Source organism: Streptomyces sp. NPDC093586, assembly GCF_044764905.1.
Lineage (GTDB): Bacteria > Actinomycetota > Actinomycetes > Streptomycetales > Streptomycetaceae > Streptomyces.
Genome location: NZ_JBIWJA010000002.1, coordinates 300,295 through 316,969 on the forward strand (window position 1 = coordinate 300,295; position 16,675 = coordinate 316,969).

At 70.2% G+C, this 16,675-nt stretch carries 15 protein-coding genes; 2 read left to right on the top strand and 13 right to left on the bottom strand.

Features of this window, described 5'->3' with window-relative positions; translation table 11 throughout:
* Positions 1 to 5: 5 nt before the first annotated feature.
* From nuoL to ACIRFH_RS03630, 12 genes are read right to left on the bottom strand one after another with little or no spacing between them, the layout of a single operon-like run.
* Positions 6 to 1,979, bottom strand: a complete 1,974-nt coding sequence (nuoL, locus tag ACIRFH_RS03575; RefSeq protein WP_403516883.1) for an NADH-quinone oxidoreductase subunit L — start codon at positions 1,977 to 1,979, stop codon at positions 6 to 8.
* A gap of 14 nt (positions 1,980 to 1,993) precedes the next feature.
* Entirely contained in the window at positions 1,994 to 2,293 is a 300-nt protein-coding gene (gene nuoK / locus ACIRFH_RS03580; RefSeq protein WP_004927567.1) for an NADH-quinone oxidoreductase subunit NuoK, read from the bottom strand.
* Complete coding sequence (locus ACIRFH_RS03585; RefSeq protein ID WP_403516884.1) at positions 2,290 to 3,147, bottom strand: NADH-quinone oxidoreductase subunit J; 858 nt, start codon at positions 3,145 to 3,147, stop codon at positions 2,290 to 2,292. Before ACIRFH_RS03585 ends, nuoK begins: the two co-directional genes overlap by 4 nt.
* Positions 3,144 to 3,785: an NADH-quinone oxidoreductase subunit NuoI gene (gene nuoI / locus ACIRFH_RS03590; protein ID WP_403516885.1), complete on the bottom strand. Its 642-nt coding sequence runs from the start codon at positions 3,783 to 3,785 to the stop codon at positions 3,144 to 3,146. Before nuoI ends, ACIRFH_RS03585 begins: the two co-directional genes overlap by 4 nt.
* Positions 3,778 to 5,154 (bottom strand): NADH-quinone oxidoreductase subunit NuoH, encoded by a 1,377-nt coding sequence (gene nuoH / locus ACIRFH_RS03595; protein WP_403516886.1) that lies wholly within the window; start codon positions 5,152 to 5,154, stop codon positions 3,778 to 3,780. Before nuoH ends, nuoI begins: the two co-directional genes overlap by 8 nt.
* Entirely contained in the window at positions 5,151 to 7,655 is a 2,505-nt protein-coding gene (locus tag ACIRFH_RS03600; RefSeq protein WP_403516887.1) for an NADH-quinone oxidoreductase subunit G, read from the bottom strand. Before ACIRFH_RS03600 ends, nuoH begins: the two co-directional genes overlap by 4 nt.
* Positions 7,652 to 9,004, bottom strand: coding sequence for an NADH-quinone oxidoreductase subunit NuoF (gene nuoF / locus ACIRFH_RS03605; RefSeq protein WP_403516888.1), 1,353 nt, complete (start codon positions 9,002 to 9,004; stop codon positions 7,652 to 7,654). Before nuoF ends, ACIRFH_RS03600 begins: the two co-directional genes overlap by 4 nt.
* Positions 9,001 to 9,873, bottom strand: coding sequence for an NADH-quinone oxidoreductase subunit NuoE (gene nuoE / locus ACIRFH_RS03610; protein ID WP_403516889.1), 873 nt, complete (start codon positions 9,871 to 9,873; stop codon positions 9,001 to 9,003). Before nuoE ends, nuoF begins: the two co-directional genes overlap by 4 nt.
* Positions 9,870 to 11,204, bottom strand: coding sequence for an NADH-quinone oxidoreductase subunit D (locus ACIRFH_RS03615; RefSeq protein WP_403516890.1), 1,335 nt, complete (start codon positions 11,202 to 11,204; stop codon positions 9,870 to 9,872). Before ACIRFH_RS03615 ends, nuoE begins: the two co-directional genes overlap by 4 nt.
* The gene (locus ACIRFH_RS03620; protein WP_403516891.1) at positions 11,201 to 11,956 is read right to left on the bottom strand and encodes an NADH-quinone oxidoreductase subunit C; all 756 of its coding nucleotides are present in this window, start codon (positions 11,954 to 11,956) and stop codon (positions 11,201 to 11,203) included. The genes ACIRFH_RS03615 and ACIRFH_RS03620 overlap by 4 nt, the downstream gene beginning before the upstream one ends.
* Positions 11,953 to 12,507, bottom strand: coding sequence for an NADH-quinone oxidoreductase subunit B family protein (locus ACIRFH_RS03625; protein WP_029381065.1), 555 nt, complete (start codon positions 12,505 to 12,507; stop codon positions 11,953 to 11,955). Before ACIRFH_RS03625 ends, ACIRFH_RS03620 begins: the two co-directional genes overlap by 4 nt.
* Positions 12,508 to 12,520: 13 nt before the next feature.
* Positions 12,521 to 12,880, bottom strand: a complete 360-nt coding sequence (locus ACIRFH_RS03630) for an NADH-quinone oxidoreductase subunit A (protein ID WP_003992243.1) — start codon at positions 12,878 to 12,880, stop codon at positions 12,521 to 12,523.
* Between the two features lie 755 nt (positions 12,881 to 13,635).
* On the opposite strand from ACIRFH_RS03630, the gene ACIRFH_RS03635 reads away from it, so the two are divergent.
* Positions 13,636 to 14,484, top strand: coding sequence for a C40 family peptidase (locus ACIRFH_RS03635; RefSeq protein WP_403516892.1), 849 nt, complete (start codon positions 13,636 to 13,638; stop codon positions 14,482 to 14,484).
* A 207-nt stretch (positions 14,485 to 14,691) separates the two neighbouring features.
* The gene (gene def, locus ACIRFH_RS03640; RefSeq protein ID WP_403516893.1) at positions 14,692 to 15,321 is read left to right on the top strand and encodes a peptide deformylase; all 630 of its coding nucleotides are present in this window, start codon (positions 14,692 to 14,694) and stop codon (positions 15,319 to 15,321) included.
* Here def and ACIRFH_RS03645 read toward each other — a convergent pair whose 3' ends face one another.
* Positions 15,322 to 16,605: a geranylgeranyl reductase family protein gene (locus tag ACIRFH_RS03645; RefSeq protein WP_403516894.1), complete on the bottom strand. Its 1,284-nt coding sequence runs from the start codon at positions 16,603 to 16,605 to the stop codon at positions 15,322 to 15,324. It abuts the gene before it with no gap.
* Positions 16,606 to 16,675 lie beyond the last annotated feature (70 nt).

Consider the following 16,675-nt stretch of genomic DNA (forward strand, 5'->3'; position numbering starts at 1 on the left):
CGGTATCAGACCGCCCTCATCAGCAGGGTCGCGGCGACGAGGACCGCCGCACCGCCGAACATCGAGACCGCGTAACTGCGCGCGAACCCGTTCTGCAGCTTGCGCATCCGCCCGGACAGGCCGCCGACCGAGGCCGCCGTGCCGTTGACGACCCCGTCGACCAGCGTGTGGTCGACGTAGACCAGCGAGCGCGTGAGGTGCTCGCCGCCGCGGACCAGGACGACGTGGTTGAAGTCGTCCTGGAGCAGGTCGCGCCGGGCGGCCCGGGTGAGCAGCGACCCGCGCGGGGCGACGGCCGGGACCGGACGCCGGCCGTACTGCGCCCAGGCGATCGCGACGCCGATGACCATGCAGGCCACGGTCGCCCCGGTGACCACCCCGGCACTGATCGGCGCGTGGCCGTGCTTGTGCCCGGTGACGGGCTCGAGCCAGTCCAGGAAGCGGTCGCCGATGCTGAAGAACGCACCGCCGAACACCGACCCGACGGCCAGCACGATCATCGGGATCGTCATGATCTTCGGGGACTCGTGCGGGTGCGGGGGCGCGTACTCGCCACGTGTCTCGGCGGCCGGCTCCACGTCCGGCCGGGCCGGGGACGGCGTCGGGGCCTCGCGCCAGCGCTCCTCACCGAAGAACGTCATCAGCATCACGCGCGTCATGTAGAACGCGGTGATGGCCGCGCCCAGCAGGGCGCAGGCGCCGAGGATCCAGCCCTCGGTGCCGCCCTTGGCGAACGCCGCCTCGATGATCTTGTCCTTGGAGAAGAAGCCGGACAGGCCCGGGAAGCCGATGATGGCGAGATAGCCGAGGCCGAAGGTGACGAAGGTGACCGGCATGTACTTCCGCAGGCCGCCGTAGCGGCGCATGTCGACCTCGTCGTTCATGCCGTGCATGACCGAACCGGCGCCGAGGAACAGCCCGGCCTTGAAGAAGCCGTGCGTCACCAGGTGCATGATCGCGAAGACGTAGCCGATGGGGCCGAGACCCGCGGCGAGCACCATGTAGCCGATCTGCGACATGGTCGAGCCGGCCAGCGCCTTCTTGATGTCGTCCTTGGCACAACCGACGATCGCACCGAACAGCAGCGTGACCGCGCCGACGATCGTGACCACCAGCTGGGCGTCCGGAGCACCGTTGAAGACGGCTGCCGAGCGGACGATCAGGTACACGCCCGCCGTCACCATCGTCGCGGCGTGGATGAGGGCCGAGACCGGGGTCGGGCCCTCCATCGCGTCGCCGAGCCAGGACTGCAGCGGCACCTGGGCGGACTTGCCGCACGCGGCGAGCAGCAGCATCAGCGCGATCGCGGTGAGCTTGCCCTCGCCGGCCTGTCCCGCGAGGCCGGGATCGTCCAGCGTGCCGAGCACCGGCCCGAAGGCGAAGGTGCCGAACCACAGGAACATCAGCATGATCGCGATCGACAGGCCCATGTCGCCGACGCGGTTGACCAGGAAGGCCTTCTTCGCGGCCGTGGCGGCGCTGGGCTTGTGCTGCCAGAAGCCGATCAGCAGGTAGGAGGCGAGACCGACGCCCTCCCAGCCGACGTACAGCAGCAGGTAGTTGTCGGCGAGGACGAGGATCAGCATCGCCGCGAGGAACAGGTTCAGGTAGCCGAAGAAGCGGCGGCGGCGCTCGTCGTGCTCCATGTACGCGACCGAGTACAGGTGGATCAGCGAGCCGACGCCGGTGATCAGCAGGACGAACGTCATCGACAGCTGGTCGAGCCGGAAGGCGACGTCGGCCTGGAACCCCTCCACCGGGATCCAGCTGAACAGGTGCTGCGTCAGGGTGCGGTCCTCGGCACCGCTGCCGAGCAGGTCGGCGAAGAGGACGACGCCGATCACGAAGGACGCGGCGGCCAGCAGCGTGCCGATCCAGTGGCCGACGGCGTCCAGCCGGCGGCCGCCGCACAGCAGCACCACCGCTCCGAGCAGGGGCGCCGCCACCAGCAGCGCAATCAGGTTCTCTGCGTTAGTCACGGTTCAGCGACCCCTCACAGCTTCATCAGGCTGGCGTCGTCGACCGAGGCCGAGTGGCGGGAACGGAACAGGGACACGATGATCGCGAGCCCGACCACGACCTCCGCGGCGGCGACGACCATCGTGAAGAAGGCGATGATCTGGCCGTCGAGATTGCCGTGCATCCGGGAGAAGGCGACGAACGCGAGGTTGCAGGCGTTGAGCATCAGCTCGACGCACATGAAGACCACGATCGCGTTGCGCCGGATCAGCACGCCGGTGGCGCCGATCGTGAACAGCAGGGCTGCGAGGTAGAGGTAGTTGACGGGGTTCACTTCGACGCCTCCTCGGACCGCTTGAAGGTGGCCGGCGCGACCGTCCCGCGCTCCAGGCGCTCCTCGGCGCGCTGCTCCAGGGCCTTGAGGTCGTTCAGCGCCTCCATCGAGACGTCGCGGATCTGGCCCCGCTCGCGCAGCGTCTTGCTGACGGTGAGCTCGGACGGGGTGCCGTCGGGCAGCAGGCCCGCGATGTCGACCGCGTTGTGCCGGGCGTAGACGCCGGGCGCCGGCAGCGGCGGCAGGTACTTGCCGTCGCGGACGCGCTGCTCGGACAGTTCGCGCTGCGTCCTGGCCCGCTCGGTGCGCTCGCGGTGGGTGAGCACCATGGCGCCGACGGCGGCCGTGATGAGCAGGGCGCCGGTGATCTCGAAGGCGAAGACGTACTTGGTGAAGACGAGGGAGGCGATGCCCTCGACGTTGCCGTTCGCGTTGGCGCGGGCGAGGCCGTCGAACTGCTGGAGCGAGGCGTTGCCGATGCCGGCGATCAGCAGGATGCCGAAGCCGAGCCCGCTGACCAGGGCCAGCCAGCGCTGTCCCCTGATGGTCTCCTTCAGGGAGTCCGCCGCGGTGACGCCGACGAGCATCACCACGAACAGGAACAGCATCATGACCGCGCCGGTGTAGACGACGATCTGCACGATGCCGAGGAAGTACGCGCCGTTGGCGAGGTAGAACACCGCCAGCACGATCATGGTCCCGGCGAGGCAGAGCGCGCTGTGCACGGCCTTCTTCATGAAGACGGTGCACAGGGCGCCGATCACCGCGACCGTGCCGAGGATCCAGAACTGGACGGCCTCTCCGGTGGAGGTGCCGGCGGCGAGGGTCGCCGCGGCGGCGAACTGGGCGCTCATCGGCGGATCACCTCCTCCGAGGCCGGCTCGGTCCCGCCGAAGGTCGAGTCGCCCTCCTGGACGACCTCCCCCTTGGAGTGGGCGACCTGCCGCTCGGTACCGGGCGCGGCCTCGGTGACCAGGCCCCGGTAGTAGTCCTGTTCGTCCGTGCCCGGGTAGAGGGCGTGGGGCGTGTCGACCATGCCCTCCTCCAGGCCGGCGAGCAGCTGCTCCTTGGTGAAGATGAGGTCGGCGCGACTGGAGTCGGCCAGCTCGAACTCGTTGGTCATCGTCAGCGCGCGCGTGGGGCACGCCTCGATGCACAGGCCGCACAGGATGCAGCGGGCGTAGTTGATCTGGTAGACGCGGCCGTACCGCTCGCCCGGCGAGTAGCGCTCCTCGTCCGTGTTGTCCGCGCCCTCCACGTAGATCGCGTCGGCGGGGCACGCCCAGGCGCACAGTTCGCAGCCGACGCACTTCTCCAGGCCGTCCGGATGGCGGTTGAGCTGGTGCCGTCCGTGGAACCGCGGAGCCGTGGTCTTCTTCTGCTCCGGGTACTGCTCGGTCAGCCGCTTCTTGAACATGGCCTTGAAGGTCACGCCGAAGCCGGCCACGGGGTTCAGGAAACCGGGGTCGGTCTCCTTGGGTTCCTCAGCCATCGGACGCCTCCTTTCCATCCGTGGATCCGCCCAGCGGTCCGTCACTGTGAGTATCGGATCCGCCACTGACAATCAGCTCCCGGTCCCGGCGCGGGCGGCGCCTGGGCACCGGCGGCAGCTCCTGACCGGGCATCGGCGGTACGGGGAACCCGCCGGCCATCGGGTCGAAGGCGGCCGGTTCCTCGGCGGGCTCCTCGGCACCCTTGCGCTTGTCGCGGTAGATGTCGGCGACGAAGGACAGCAGCAGCAGGGCCAGGACGCCGCCGCCGACGTAGAGGGCGATGTCGGTGAAGCCGTAGTTCTCGTTCCGCATGGCCCGCACGCTCGCGACGAGCATCAGCCAGACCAGGGAGACCGGGATGAGGACCTTCCAGCCGAGCTTCATCAGCTGGTCGTAGCGCACGCGCGGGAGCGTGCCGCGCAGCCAGATGAAGAAGAACAGCAGCAGCTGGACCTTGACGACGAACCAGAGCAGCGGCCACCAGCCGTGGTTGGCGCCCTCCCAGAAGGTGCTGACCGGCCACGGGGCCCGCCAGCCGCCGAGGAACAGCGTGGTGGCGACCGCCGAGACCGTCACCATGTTCACGTACTCGGCGAGCATGAACATCGCGAACTTGATCGACGAGTACTCGGTGTTGAAGCCGCCCACCAGGTCGCCCTCGGACTCCGGCATGTCGAAGGGGGCGCGGTTGGTCTCGCCGACCATCGTGACGATGTAGAGGATGAAGGAGACCGGCAGCAGCACGATGTACCAGCGGTCGGTCTGCTGGGCGACGATCTCCGAGGTCGACATCGAACCGGAGTAGAGGAACACCGAGGCGAACGCGGCGCCCATCGCGATCTCGTAGGAGATCATCTGCGCGCAGGACCGCAGGCCGCCGAGGAGCGGGTACGTCGATCCGGAGCTCCAGCCGGCGAGCACGATGCCGTAGATGCCGACGGAGGCGACCGCGAGGATGAACAGCATCGCGATCGGCAGGTCGGTGAGCTGCATCGCGGTGCGGTGGCCGAAGACCGACACCTCGTTGCCGGCGGGCCCGAAGGGAATCACCGCGATCGCCATGAAGGCCGGGACGGCCGCGACGATCGGCGCCAGGACGTACACGGCCTTGTCGGCGCGCTTGACGACGACGTCTTCCTTGAGCATCAGCTTGATGCCGTCGGCGAGCGACTGGAGCATGCCCCAGGGGCCGTGCCGGTTGGGGCCGATGCGCAGCTGCATCCAGGCGACGACCTTGCGCTCCCACACGATGGAGAACAGCACGGTCACCATCAGGAAGGCGAAGCAGAAGACCGCCTTGATCACCACCAGCCACCACGGGTCGGTGCCGAACATCGAGAGGTCTTCAGCGGCGAGGTACGGGCTCATGCCTCCACCTCCTTGGGGGCCTCGCCCGCGAGCGTGGCCGGGCCGATGCGGACGAGGGAACCGGGCAGGACCCCGGTGTCGGAGGCGACGCCGTCGCCGGCCGAGTTCAGCGGGAGCCAGACCACCCGGTCGGGCATCTCGGTGATCTCCAGCGGGAGTGCGACGGAGCCGCCGGGACCGGTCACGGCCAGCAGGTCGCCTTCCTTGACGCCCGCCTCGGCGGCCGTGGCGGACGACACGCGCGCGCGTGCGGCGTGCCGGGTGCCGGCGAGCGCCTCGTCGCCCTGCTGGAGGACGCCCCGGTCGAGCAGCAGCCGGTGCCCGGCGAGCACGGCCTCCCCGGCGGCCGGCCGGGGCAGCGCGCTCGCGGTGTGCAGCGGTTCGCCGGCCCGCGGCCCGTCCCAGGCGCCGAGCCGGTCGATCTCCGCGCGCGTGGTGCGCAGGTCCGGCAGGCCCAGGTGGACGTCCATGGCGTCGGCGAGCATCTGGAGGACGCGCGCGTCGGTGGGCGCGAGACGGCGGGTCATCTGGTCGGGCTTGAGGGCGGCCTCGAAGAAGCGCGCCCTGCCCTCCCAGTTGAGGAAGGTCCCGGCCTTCTCGGCGACCGCGGCGACGGGCAGGACCACGTCGGCGTGCGCGGTGACCTCGCTGGGCCGCAGCTCCAGCGACACCACGAAGCCGGCCTCGGCGAGCGCCGCACGCGCGCGTGCCGGGTCGGGCAGGTCGGCGACCTCCACGCCCGCCACCAGCAGCGCCTGCAGCTCGCCGCGCGCGGCGGCCTCGACGATCTCGCCGGTGTCGCGGCCGTGGCGGTGCGGGAGGTCCGACAGGCCCCAGAGAGCGGCGACCTCCTCACGCGCGCGCGGGTCGGTGGCGGGGCGCCCGCCCGGCAGCAGCGACGGCAGCGCCCCCGCCTCGATCGCGCCGCGCTCCCCGGCCCGGCGCGGGATCCACACCAGCCGGGCACCGGTCGCGGCGGCGGTCCGTACGGCGGAGGTGAGGCCGCCGGCCACGGACGCCAGCCGCTCGCCGACGACGATCACGGCGCCCTCGGCGCGCAGGGCCTCGGCGGCCTGGGCGCCGCCGTCCTCCAGACCGACGCCGCTGGCGAGCGCGTCCAGCCACTCGGTCTCGGTGCCGGGAGCGGCGGGCAGCAGCGTGCCGCCGGCCTTCTCCAGACCCCGGGTGGCGTGGGTGGCGAGTGAGAACACCCTCAGTCCGTGCTTGCGCCAGGCCTTGCGCAGCCGCAGGAAGACGCCGGGCGCCTCCTCCTCGGCCTCGAAGCCGACCAGCAGCACGGCGGGCGCCTTCTCCAGCGCGGCGTACGTGACGCCCGTGCCGTCCAGGTCACGGCCGCGGCCGGCCACCCGGGCGGCGAGGAAGTCGGCCTCCTCGGCGCTGTGCACGCGCGCGCGGAAGTCGATGTCGTTGGTGTCGAGCGCCACGCGCGCGAACTTGCTGTACGCGTAGGCGTCCTCGACGGTGAGCCGTCCACCGGTCAGCACACCGGTGCGGCCCCGGGAGGCGAGCAGGCCCTGCGCGGCGATCTGCAGGGCCTCCGGCCAGGAGGCCGGTTCCAGCTCGCCCTCCGCGCTCCGCACCAGGGGCGTCTCCAGCCGGTCGCGCTGCTGCGCGTACCGGAAGGCGAACCGGCCCTTGTCGCAGATCCACTCCTCGTTGACCTCGGGGTCCTCGGCCGCGAGGCGTCGCATGACCTTGCCGCGCCGGTGGTCGGTGCGGATCGCGCAGCCGCCGGAGCAGTGCTCGCACACGGACGGCGAGGAGATCAGGTCGAACGGACGGGAGCGGAACCGGTACGCCGCCGAGGTGAGCGCGCCGACCGGGCAGATCTGGATGGTGTTGCCGGAGAAGTACGACTCGAAGGGGTCGCCCTCGCCGGTGCCGACCTGCTGGAGCGCGCCCCGCTCGATCAGCTCGATCATCGGGTCGCCCGCGACCTGGTTGGAGAACCGGGTGCAGCGGGCGCACAGCACGCACCGCTCGCGGTCGAGCAGCACCTGCGTGGAGATCGGCACGGGCTTCTCGTAGGTCCGCTTCTTTCCCTCGAAGCGGGACTCGGCCTGTCCGTGCGACATGGCCTGGTTCTGCAGGGGGCACTCGCCGCCCTTGTCGCAGACCGGGCAGTCCAGCGGGTGGTTGATGAGCAGCAGCTCCATCACACCCTTCTGGGCCTTCTCCGCGACGGGGGAGGTCAGGTGGGTCTTGACGACCATGCCGTCGGTGCAGGTGATGGTGCAGGACGCCATGGGCTTGCGCTGGCCCTCGACCTCGACGATGCACTGGCGGCAGGCGCCGGCCGGGTCGAGGAGCGGGTGGTCGCAGAACCGGGGGATCTCGATGCCGAGCTGCTCGGCGGCCCGGATGACCAGGGTGCCCTTGGGCACGCTGATCTCGATGCCATCGATCGTCAGCGTCACCAGGTCCTCGGGCGGGACCGCGGCGTCTCCGCCGCCGGAGGGGGCGCTCGTGGTCACGGTCATGCGTTCACCTCCGTACGGTGGTCGGCCCAGGCCGTGGACCTGGCCGGGTCGAAGGGGCAGCCGCGGCCCGTGATGTGCTGTTCGTACTCCTCGCGGAAGTACTTGAGCGAGGAGAAGATCGGCGAGGCGGCACCGTCGCCGAGGGCGCAGAAGGACTTGCCGTTGATGTTGTCGGCGATGTCGTTCAGCTTGTCGAGATCGCTCATCGAGCCCTTGCCGGCCTCGATGTCGCGCAGCAACTGCACGAGCCAGTAGGTGCCTTCGCGGCAGGGCGTGCACTTGCCGCAGGACTCGTGGGCGTAGAACTCGGTCCAGCGGGTGACGGCGCGCACCACGCAGGTCGTCTCGTCGAAGCACTGCAGGGCCTTGGTGCCGAGCATGGAGCCGGCGGCGCCCACCCCTTCGTAGTCGAGGGGTACGTCGAGGTGCTCGTCGGTGAACATCGGCGTGGAGGAGCCGCCCGGCGTCCAGAACTTCAGCCGGTGGCCGGGGCGCATCCCGCCGCTCATGTCGAGGAGCTGGCGCAGGGTGATGCCGAGCGGGGCCTCGTACTGGCCGGGGGTGGCGACGTGGCCGCTGAGCGAGTAGAGCGTGAAGCCCGGGGACTTCTCGCTGCCCATCGACCTGAACCAGTCCTTGCCCTTGTTCAGGATCGCGGGAACCGACGCGATGGACTCGACGTTGTTCACCACGGTGGGGCACGCGTACAGGCCCGCGACGGCGGGGAAGGGGGGACGGAGCCGCGGCTGGCCCCGGCGGCCTTCGAGCGAGTCGAGCAGTGCGGTCTCCTCACCGCAGATGTACGCGCCCGCGCCCGCGTGCACGGTGAGTTCGAGGTCGAGTCCGCTGCCCAGGATGTTCTCGCCGAGGAAGCCGGCCGCGTAGGCCTCGCGCACGGCCGCGTGCAGCCGCCGCAGCACGGGGACGACCTCGCCGCGCAGGTAGATGAAGGCGTGCGACGACCTGATGGCGTAGCACGCGATGACGATGCCCTCGATGAGGCTGTGCGGGTTCGCGAACAGGAGCGGGATGTCCTTGCAGGTCCCCGGCTCCGACTCGTCGGCGTTGACGACGAGGTAGTGGGGCTTGCCGTCGCCCTGGGGGATGAACTGCCACTTCATCCCCGTCGGGAAGCCGGCGCCGCCGCGGCCGCGCAGGCCGGAGTCCTTGACGTACGCGATCAGATCGTCCGGCGACATCGCCAGCGCCTTGCGGAGCCCCTCGTACCCCTCGTGCCTGCGGTAGACGTCCAGGGTCCAGGACTCGTCCTCGTCCCAGAAGGCCGACAGCACGGGTGCGAGCAGCTTCTCCGGGCTGGTGTCCTTGATCTCGGTTGCCAAGGTCATCACTCCCCCTCCTCGGCGGTAGGCCCTGCCGGGTGCGCAGGGTCGGAGGCCGATGTGTCCTGCGGCGCGTCGTGCGAGCTGAGGTGCTGCGAGGGCGACGGGTCGTGCACGGCCCGGTCCTGCGGCGCGTCGTGCGGTCCGCCGTCGCGCGGGTGCACCACGCGCGCGGCGGGCGTCTCGCCCTTGGCGAGCTTCAGCCCGGCCAGGGAGGCGGGGCCCGCGCTGCCGCCGGCCGCGACGGCGCCGTCCCGCTCGTCGGGGAAGCCCGCCAGGATGCGGGCGGTCTCCTTGAAGGTGCACAGCGGCGCACCGCGCGTGGGTGTCACCGGCCGTCCCGCGCGCAGGTCGTCGACGAGGCGCCGGACGCTCGCGGGGGTCTGGTTGTCGAAGAACTCCCAGTTGACCATCACGACCGGGGCGAAGTCGCAGGCCGCGTTGCACTCGATGTGCTCCAGCGTGACCTTGCCGTCGTCGGTGGTCTCGCCGTTGCCGACGCCCAGGTGCTCCTGGAGGGACTCGAAGATCGCGTCGCCGCCCATGACCGCGCACAGCGTGTTGGTGCAGACGCCGACCTGGTAGTCGCCGCTCGGCCTGCGCCGGTACATGGTGTAGAAGGTGGCGACCGCGGTGACCTCGGCCGTGGTCAGGCCGAGCACGTCCGCGCAGAAGCGCATCCCGGTGCGCGTGACGTGGCCTTCCTCCGACTGCACGAGGTGCAGCAGCGGCAGGAGGGCGGACCGGGAGTCCGGGTAGCGGGCGACGATCTCGCGCGCGTCGGCCTCCAGCCGGGTTCGGACGTCGTCCGGGTAGGCGGGCGCGGGCGGTTCCGGCATGCCCAGGCTGACGCCCCGCTCCGAAGAAGAGGTGGTCACCGGTCGACGCCTCCCATCACGGGGTCGATGGACGCCACCGCGACGATGACGTCGGCGACCTGGCCGCCCTCGCACATCGCCGCCATGGCCTGAAGGTTGGTGAAGGACGGGTCGCGGAAGTGGACCCGGTAGGGGCGGGTGCCGCCGTCGGACACGATGTGCACCCCGAGCTCGCCCTTGGGCGACTCGACCGCCGCGTAGACCTGGCCCGGCGGCACGCGGAAGCCCTCGGTGACCAGCTTGAAGTGGTGGATCAGGGCCTCCATGGAGGTGCCCATGATCTTCTTGATGTGGTCCAGGGAGTTGCCCAGTCCGTCCGGTCCGAGCGCGAGCTGGGCGGGCCAGGCGATCTTCTTGTCGGCGACCATGACCGGGCCGGGCCGGAGCCGGTCCAGGCACTGCTCGATGATCCGCAGCGACTGGCGCATCTCCTCCAGCCGGATCAGGAAGCGGCCGTAGGAGTCGCAGGTGTCGGCGGTCGGGACGTCGAAGTCGTACGTCTCGTAGCCGCAGTACGGCTGGGCCTTGCGCAGGTCGTGCGGCAGGCCGGTGGAGCGCAGGACCGGGCCGGTGGCGCCGAGGGCCATGCAGCCGGCCAGGTCGAGGTAGCCGACGTCCTGCATGCGGGCCTTGAAGATGGGGTTCCCGGTGGCGAGCTTGTCGTACTCCGGGAGGTTCTTCTTCATCTTCTTCACGAACTCGCGGATCTGGTCCACCGCGCCCGGCGGCAGGTCCTGGGCGAGTCCGCCGGGGCGGATGTACGCGTGGTTCATCCGCAGTCCGGTGATCAGCTCGTAGATGTCGAGGATCAGTTCACGGTCGCGGAAGCCGTAGATCATGATCGTGGTGGCGCCGAGTTCCATGCCGCCGGTGGCGATGCACACCAGGTGCGAGGAGAGCCGGTTCAGCTCCATCAGCAGCACCCGGATGACCGAGGCGCGGTCCGGGATCCGGTCCTCGATGCCGAGGAGCTTCTCGACGCCCAGGCAGTACGCCGCCTCGTTGAAGAACGGCGTCAGGTAGTCCATGCGCGTCACGAACGTGGTGCCCTGCGTCCAGGTCCGGTACTCGAGGTTCTTCTCGATGCCGGTGTGCAGGTAGCCGATGCCGCAGCGGGCCTCGGTGACCGTCTCGCCGTCGATCTCCAGGATCAGGCGGAGCACGCCGTGGGTCGACGGGTGCTGCGGGCCCATGTTGACGACGATGCGCTCGTCGTCGGCGCGGGCCGCGGTCTGGACGACCTCGTCCCAGTCGCCGCCGGTGACCGTGTAGACGGTGCCCTCGGTGGTCTCGCGGGCGGAGGCCGAAGAAGGAGGAGTGTGCGTGCTCATGAGTACGACCTCCGCTGGTCCGGAGCCGGGATCTGGGCGCCCTTGTACTCGACGGGGATGCCGCCGAGGGGGTAGTCCTTGCGCTGCGGGTGGCCCTGCCAGTCGTCCGGCATCATGATCCGCGTCAGGGCCGGGTGACCGTCGAAGACGATGCCGAAGAAGTCGTACGTCTCGCGCTCGTGCCAGTCGTTCGTCGGGTAGACGGTGAACAGCGACGGGATGTGCGGGTCGCCGTCGGGTGCGCTGACCTCGAGCCGGATCAACCGGTTGTGGGTGATCGAGCGCAGGTGGTAGACGGCGTGCAGCTCGCGGCCCTTGTCGTTCGGGTAGTGGACGCCGCTGACGCCGGTGCACAGCTCGAAGCGCAGAGCCGGGTCGTCGCGCAGGGTCCTCGCGACGCGGACCAGGTGCTCGCGTTCGATGTGGAAGGTCAGTTCGCCGCGGTCGACGACCGTCTTCTCGATGGCGTTCTCGGGCAGCAGCCCCTGCTCCTCCAGCGCGCCCTCGAGCTCGTCGGCGACCTCGTCGAACCAGCCGCCGTAGGGCCTGCTCGCCGGTCCCGGGAGGCGGACCGAGCGGACCAGGCCGCCGTAGCCGGAGGTGTCGCCGCCGTTGTTCGCGCCGAACATGCCGCGCTGGACGCGGATCTCCTCGCCGCCCTGGCCGCGCTGGCCGGGGAGGTTCTGCGCGGAGAGGTCCTTCTCGGGGTTGGGCCCGTTCACGTCACCGGGGGTGTTGTTCGCGTCGCTCACCGCAGCAGCCCCTTCATCTCGATGGTGGGCAGGGCCTTGAGCGCCGCCTCCTCCGCCTCGCGGGCCGCCTCCTCGGCGTTGACCCCGAGCTTGGAGTTCTGGATCTTGTGGTGGAGCTTGAGGATGGCGTCCATCAGCATCTCGGGCCGCGGCGGGCAGCCGGGCAGGTAGATGTCGACCGGGACGATGTGGTCGACGCCCTGGACGATCGCGTAGTTGTTGAACATGCCGCCCGAGGAGGCGCAGACCCCCATGGAGATCACCCACTTGGGGTTCGGCATCTGGTCGTAGACCTGCCGCAGCACCGGCGCCATCTTCTGGCTGACCCGGCCCGCGACGATCATCAGGTCCGCCTGCCGCGGCGAGCCGCGGAAGACCTCCATGCCGAAGCGCGCCAGGTCGTAGCGGCCGGCGCCGGTGGTCATCATCTCGATGGCGCAGCACGCGAGGCCGAACGTGGCGGGGAAGACGGACGACTTGCGCACCCAGCCCGCGGCCTGCTCGACGGTGGTCAGCAGGAATCCGCTCGGCAGCTTTTCTTCGAGTCCCATGACTAAAGGCCCCTCAGTCCCATTCCAGGCCGCCGCGCCGCCATACGTACGCGTACGCGACGAAGACGGTGAGCACGAAGAGCAGCATCTCCACGAGCCCGAAGATCCCCAGGGCGTCGAAGGTGACGGCCCAGGGGTAGAGGAAGACGATCTCGATGTCGAAGACGATGAAGAGCATCGCCGTCAGGTAGTACTTGATGGGGAAGCGCCCGCCGCCGGCCGGCGTGGGGGTGGGCTCGATGCCGCACTCGTAGGCCTCGAGTTTGGCCCGGTTGTACCGCTTCGGACCGATCAGCGTGGCCATGACCACGGAAAAGATCGCAAAGCCTGCCCCGAGGGCTCCCAGTACGAGGATGGGCGCATACGCGTTCACCGCTCCTCGCTCCTCTCAGTCGGCACTGACTGCTGGCGGTTGGCCTGGGCCCACAACCGCCCCGGCAGCCCCACGAGCCCCGCTCGTCCCGGCGAAGATCGCGAACATGTGAAGCAGGTCACAAGCCCAACTGCCTCGCATCTTATGCCTGCCGCTCTGTGATCTGCGACACGGGGTATTGCACAAGCTTTGTGATCTCCACCACCTGACGAAGGATCATGAAGTCGGATGAGCGGTGATCTTCACACAAGAAGCGTTCAGTTGATCACCAGAGGTGACAATTTCACTCGTCACCGCTGGCCAGAGGGCGCGAGCGAAGGGAGTCTCACTATCAAGATGGTTCGCGTGCATGCAAATTCGCGCTGGACTCGATCTCTTGATAGTGGACCCCGTTCACACATCAGGGGGAGGGCGGGGCGCGATGTGGACGCGTGCACGCGTTCACGAGCGTCGCGGGGGGTCGATCCGCGCGGGGGACGCGGCCGCGGGGGCAACCGTTCCGTGACCTCCGACACATCCGCGAGAGGTGACCGAGAACCGGGCTTGGCCAATTAACTCAACCAGTGGTAGGCGAGGGGCAATTCGGGCGAAACGATCAAAGTCCGTGATCACAGGTGGGTCACGGTCACCGCGCAATGTTCGCCAGGGCGTCAAAAAAGGGCGACACGCCCGGGATTCGGAGTGCCCGTTGAACAACTGTGGCGCAGCCCACGTTTCTTGAAGGTATGGAGGAGCTCCTGATACCGGTTGTACCCATGTCCCACACCGCTCACATACGCAGCCACCGGAAGCCCCGCCGCAGCGCGTCGACCCTCGCGATGCGGGCCGGAGTTGCCGGTGGCGTCCTCAGCACCCTGGCAGTGGCCGGGGCGTCGGGCTCGGCGAACGCGGCCGAGCCGGTGACGCAGACCCTCGAGCTGCCCACCCTGACGGCCGACCTGGCCGCCCAGGTCGCCCAGTCCGCGGACGCCACGCAGCAGGCCGCCGCGAACTACGAGCTGCGCGCCGAGCGTGACGCGGCCGCCGCCGCCGCGGCCAAGGAGGCCGAGGCGGACCTCGCCGAGGCCAAGAAGAAGGCCGCCGAGGCCAAGAAGAAGGCCGCGGAGGACGCCCGCAAGAAGGCCGCGGAGCGCGCTTCCCGTGCCGCCGAGCGCGCCACTCTGAGCGCCTCCGTGGACACCGGCTCGTCCTCTTCGTCCTCGTCGTCCTCGTCCGGCGAGGCCTCGGTCAGCGTCAGCTCGTCGGCCACCGGTTCGGCCGCCGCCGTCGTCTCCTTCGTCCAGGCCCAGGTCGGCGACGCCTACGTCTCCGGCGGCACCGGCCCCAACTCGTGGGACTGCTCCGGCCTCGTGCAGGCCGCCTTCAAGCAGGTCAACATCGACCTGCCGCGCGTCTCCCAGGCCCAGTCGACCGCCGGCACCCAGGTGTCGCTGAGCAACCTCCAGCCGGGCGACATCCTGTACTGGGGTGGCGCGGGCAGCGCGTACCACGTGGGCGTCTACGTCGGCGACGGCATGTTCGTCGGCGCGCAGAACCCGTCGACGGGCGTCGTGCTGAAGCCGCTGTCGTACGACCCGCCGAGCGGCGCCGTGCGCGTGCTCTGACGCTCGCGTCCGGACACCACGGACACAACCGCACGAAAAGGCCGCAGCCGCTCGGGGGCTGCGGCCTTTCGGGCTCTCCCGGATCCTCCCGGATCCCCCCGGATCCCCCGGATCCCCCGGCTCTCCCGCCGGACGCGGGCGTCTCCTGGCAGGCTCTGGACGGGCCGGTCGTCACCGGCCGTTCACGAGACCGAAGGAGACGACAGCATGCCGAGCGTGTTCCTGCAGGGGAGGCACACCGCCTCCTATCCGTCGCTCGCACCGGAGGCCCGGCGCGGGTCGGTGCGGCGCGTCACCGAGGTCGGCGAGGAGGTGCTGCACAGGCCGTGCCGGGACGTCACCGAGTTCGGGCCCGACCTGGCGGCGCTCATCGACGACATGTTCCGCACGATGTACATCGCGGAGGGGGCCGGACTGGCGGCCAATCAGGTCGGGGTGGATCTCCGCCTGTTCGTGTACGACTGCCCCGACGACGACGGTGTCCGACATGTCGGGCACATCGTCAACCCGGTCCTGGAGCCCCTCGCCCCGGCCGCGCGGCGGCTGCTCGACGAGGACGAGGGCTGCCTGTCCGTACCGGGCGCCGTCATGGCCGTACCGCGCCCCGACCGGGCCGTCGTGCGGGGCCTGGACAGGAACGGCGAACCGCTCCGTATCGAGGGCACCGGCTACTTCGCCCGCTGCCTCGCCCACGAGACCGACCACGTGAACGGGCGCGTCTACCTGGACCGGCTCTCCGCACGCGACCGGAAACGGGCGCTGCGGCAGTCGGCGGACCGGCGCGACGAGGTGCTCGCACGCCGGGCCGCCAACGCCGCCGCCCTCGGCGCGGCGTGATCACGCCTTCGGGGCCACCTTGCTCAGTCCGTTGATGATGCGGTCCATCGCGTCGCCGCCCGTCGGGTCCGTCAGGTTGGCGAGCATCTTCAGGGTGAACTTCATCAGGACGGGGTGGGTGAGGCCGCGCTGGGTCGCGATCTGCATGACCTTCGGGTTGCCGATGAGCTTCACGAAGGCGCGGCCCAGCGTGTAGTAGCCGCCGTAGGTGTCCTTCAGGACGCGCGGGTAGCGCATCAGGGCGGTCTCGCGCTGGGCCGGCGTGGCCCGCGCGTGTGCCTGGACGATGACGTCGGCGGCGATCTGGCCGGACTCCATGGCGTAGGCGATGCCCTCGCCGTTGAAGGGGTTCACCAGGCCGCCGGCGTCGCCGACCAGGAGCAGGCCCTTGGTGTAGTGGGGCTGGCGGTTGAAGGCCATGGGCAGGGCGGCGCCGCGGATCGGGCCGGTCATGTTGTCCGGGGTGTAGCCCCAGTCCTCCGGCATGGACGCGCACCAGGCCTTCAGCACCTCCCGCCAGTCCAGCTCCTTGAAGGAGGCGGAGGTGTTCAGCACGCCCAGGCCGACGTTCGACGTGCCGTCGCCCATGCCGAAGATCCAGCCGTAGCCCGGCAGGAGGCGGTCCTGGGGGCCGCGGCGGTCCCACAGTTCCAGCCAGGACTCCAGGTAGTCGTCGTCGTGGCGCGGTGAGGTGAAGTACGTGCGGACCGCGACGCCCATCGGGCGGTCCTCGCGGCGGTGCAGGCCCATCGCCAGGGACAGCCGCGTGGAGTTGCCGTCGGCGGCCACGACCAGCGGCGCGTGGAAGGTGACCTCCCGCTTCTCCTCGCCCAGCCTCGCGTGCACGCCGGTGATGCGGCCCGTGCGGTCGTCGACGACCGGGGCGCCGACGTTGCAGCGCTCGTAGAGCCGGGCGCCGGCCTTCTGCGCCTGCCGGGCGAGCTGCTCGTCGAAGTCGTCGCGCTTGCGGACGAGTCCGTAGTCGGGGAAGGAGGCCAGGTCCGGCCAGTCCAGCTGGAGCCGCGAGCCGCCGCCGATGATGCGCAGGCCCTTGTTGCGCAGCCAGCCGGCCTCCTCGGAGATGTCGATGCCCATCGCCACGAGCTGCTTCACCGCGCGGGGGGTGAGACCGTCACCGCAGACCTTCTCCCGCGGGAACGCGGTCTTCTCCAGCAGGAGGACGTCGAGTCCGGCCTTGGCCAGGTGGTACGCGGTCGTGGAGCCGGCTGGCCCCGCGCCCACGACGATCACATCGGCGGTGTTGTCGGAGAGGGGCTCGGTCACGGCGGGATCTCCCCAGAGTTTCGAGAATCTGCGTGCCGACGGGCACTGGACACGGGCAGTCTATTCAGCG

Bases quoted from the DNA above. Each gene is read 5' to 3' on its own strand.
- ACIRFH_RS03600 (WP_403516887.1), bottom strand. From the start codon at position 7,655: ATGACCGTGACCACGAGCGCCCCCTCCGGCGGCGGAGACGCCGCGGTC.
- ACIRFH_RS03615 (WP_403516890.1), bottom strand. From the start codon at position 11,204: ATGAGCACGCACACTCCTCCTTCTTCGGCCTCCGCCCGCGAGACCACC.
- def (WP_403516893.1), top strand. From the start codon at position 14,692: ATGCCGAGCGTGTTCCTGCAGGGGAGGCACACCGCCTCCTATCCGTCG.
- nuoH (WP_403516886.1), bottom strand. From the start codon at position 5,154: ATGAGCCCGTACCTCGCCGCTGAAGACCTCTCGATGTTCGGCACCGAC.
- ACIRFH_RS03625 (WP_029381065.1), bottom strand. From the start codon at position 12,507: ATGGGACTCGAAGAAAAGCTGCCGAGCGGATTCCTGCTGACCACCGTC.
- ACIRFH_RS03635 (WP_403516892.1), top strand. From the start codon at position 13,636: ATGTCCCACACCGCTCACATACGCAGCCACCGGAAGCCCCGCCGCAGC.
- ACIRFH_RS03585 (WP_403516884.1), bottom strand. From the start codon at position 3,147: ATGAGCGCCCAGTTCGCCGCCGCGGCGACCCTCGCCGCCGGCACCTCC.
- nuoI (WP_403516885.1), bottom strand. From the start codon at position 3,785: ATGGCTGAGGAACCCAAGGAGACCGACCCCGGTTTCCTGAACCCCGTG.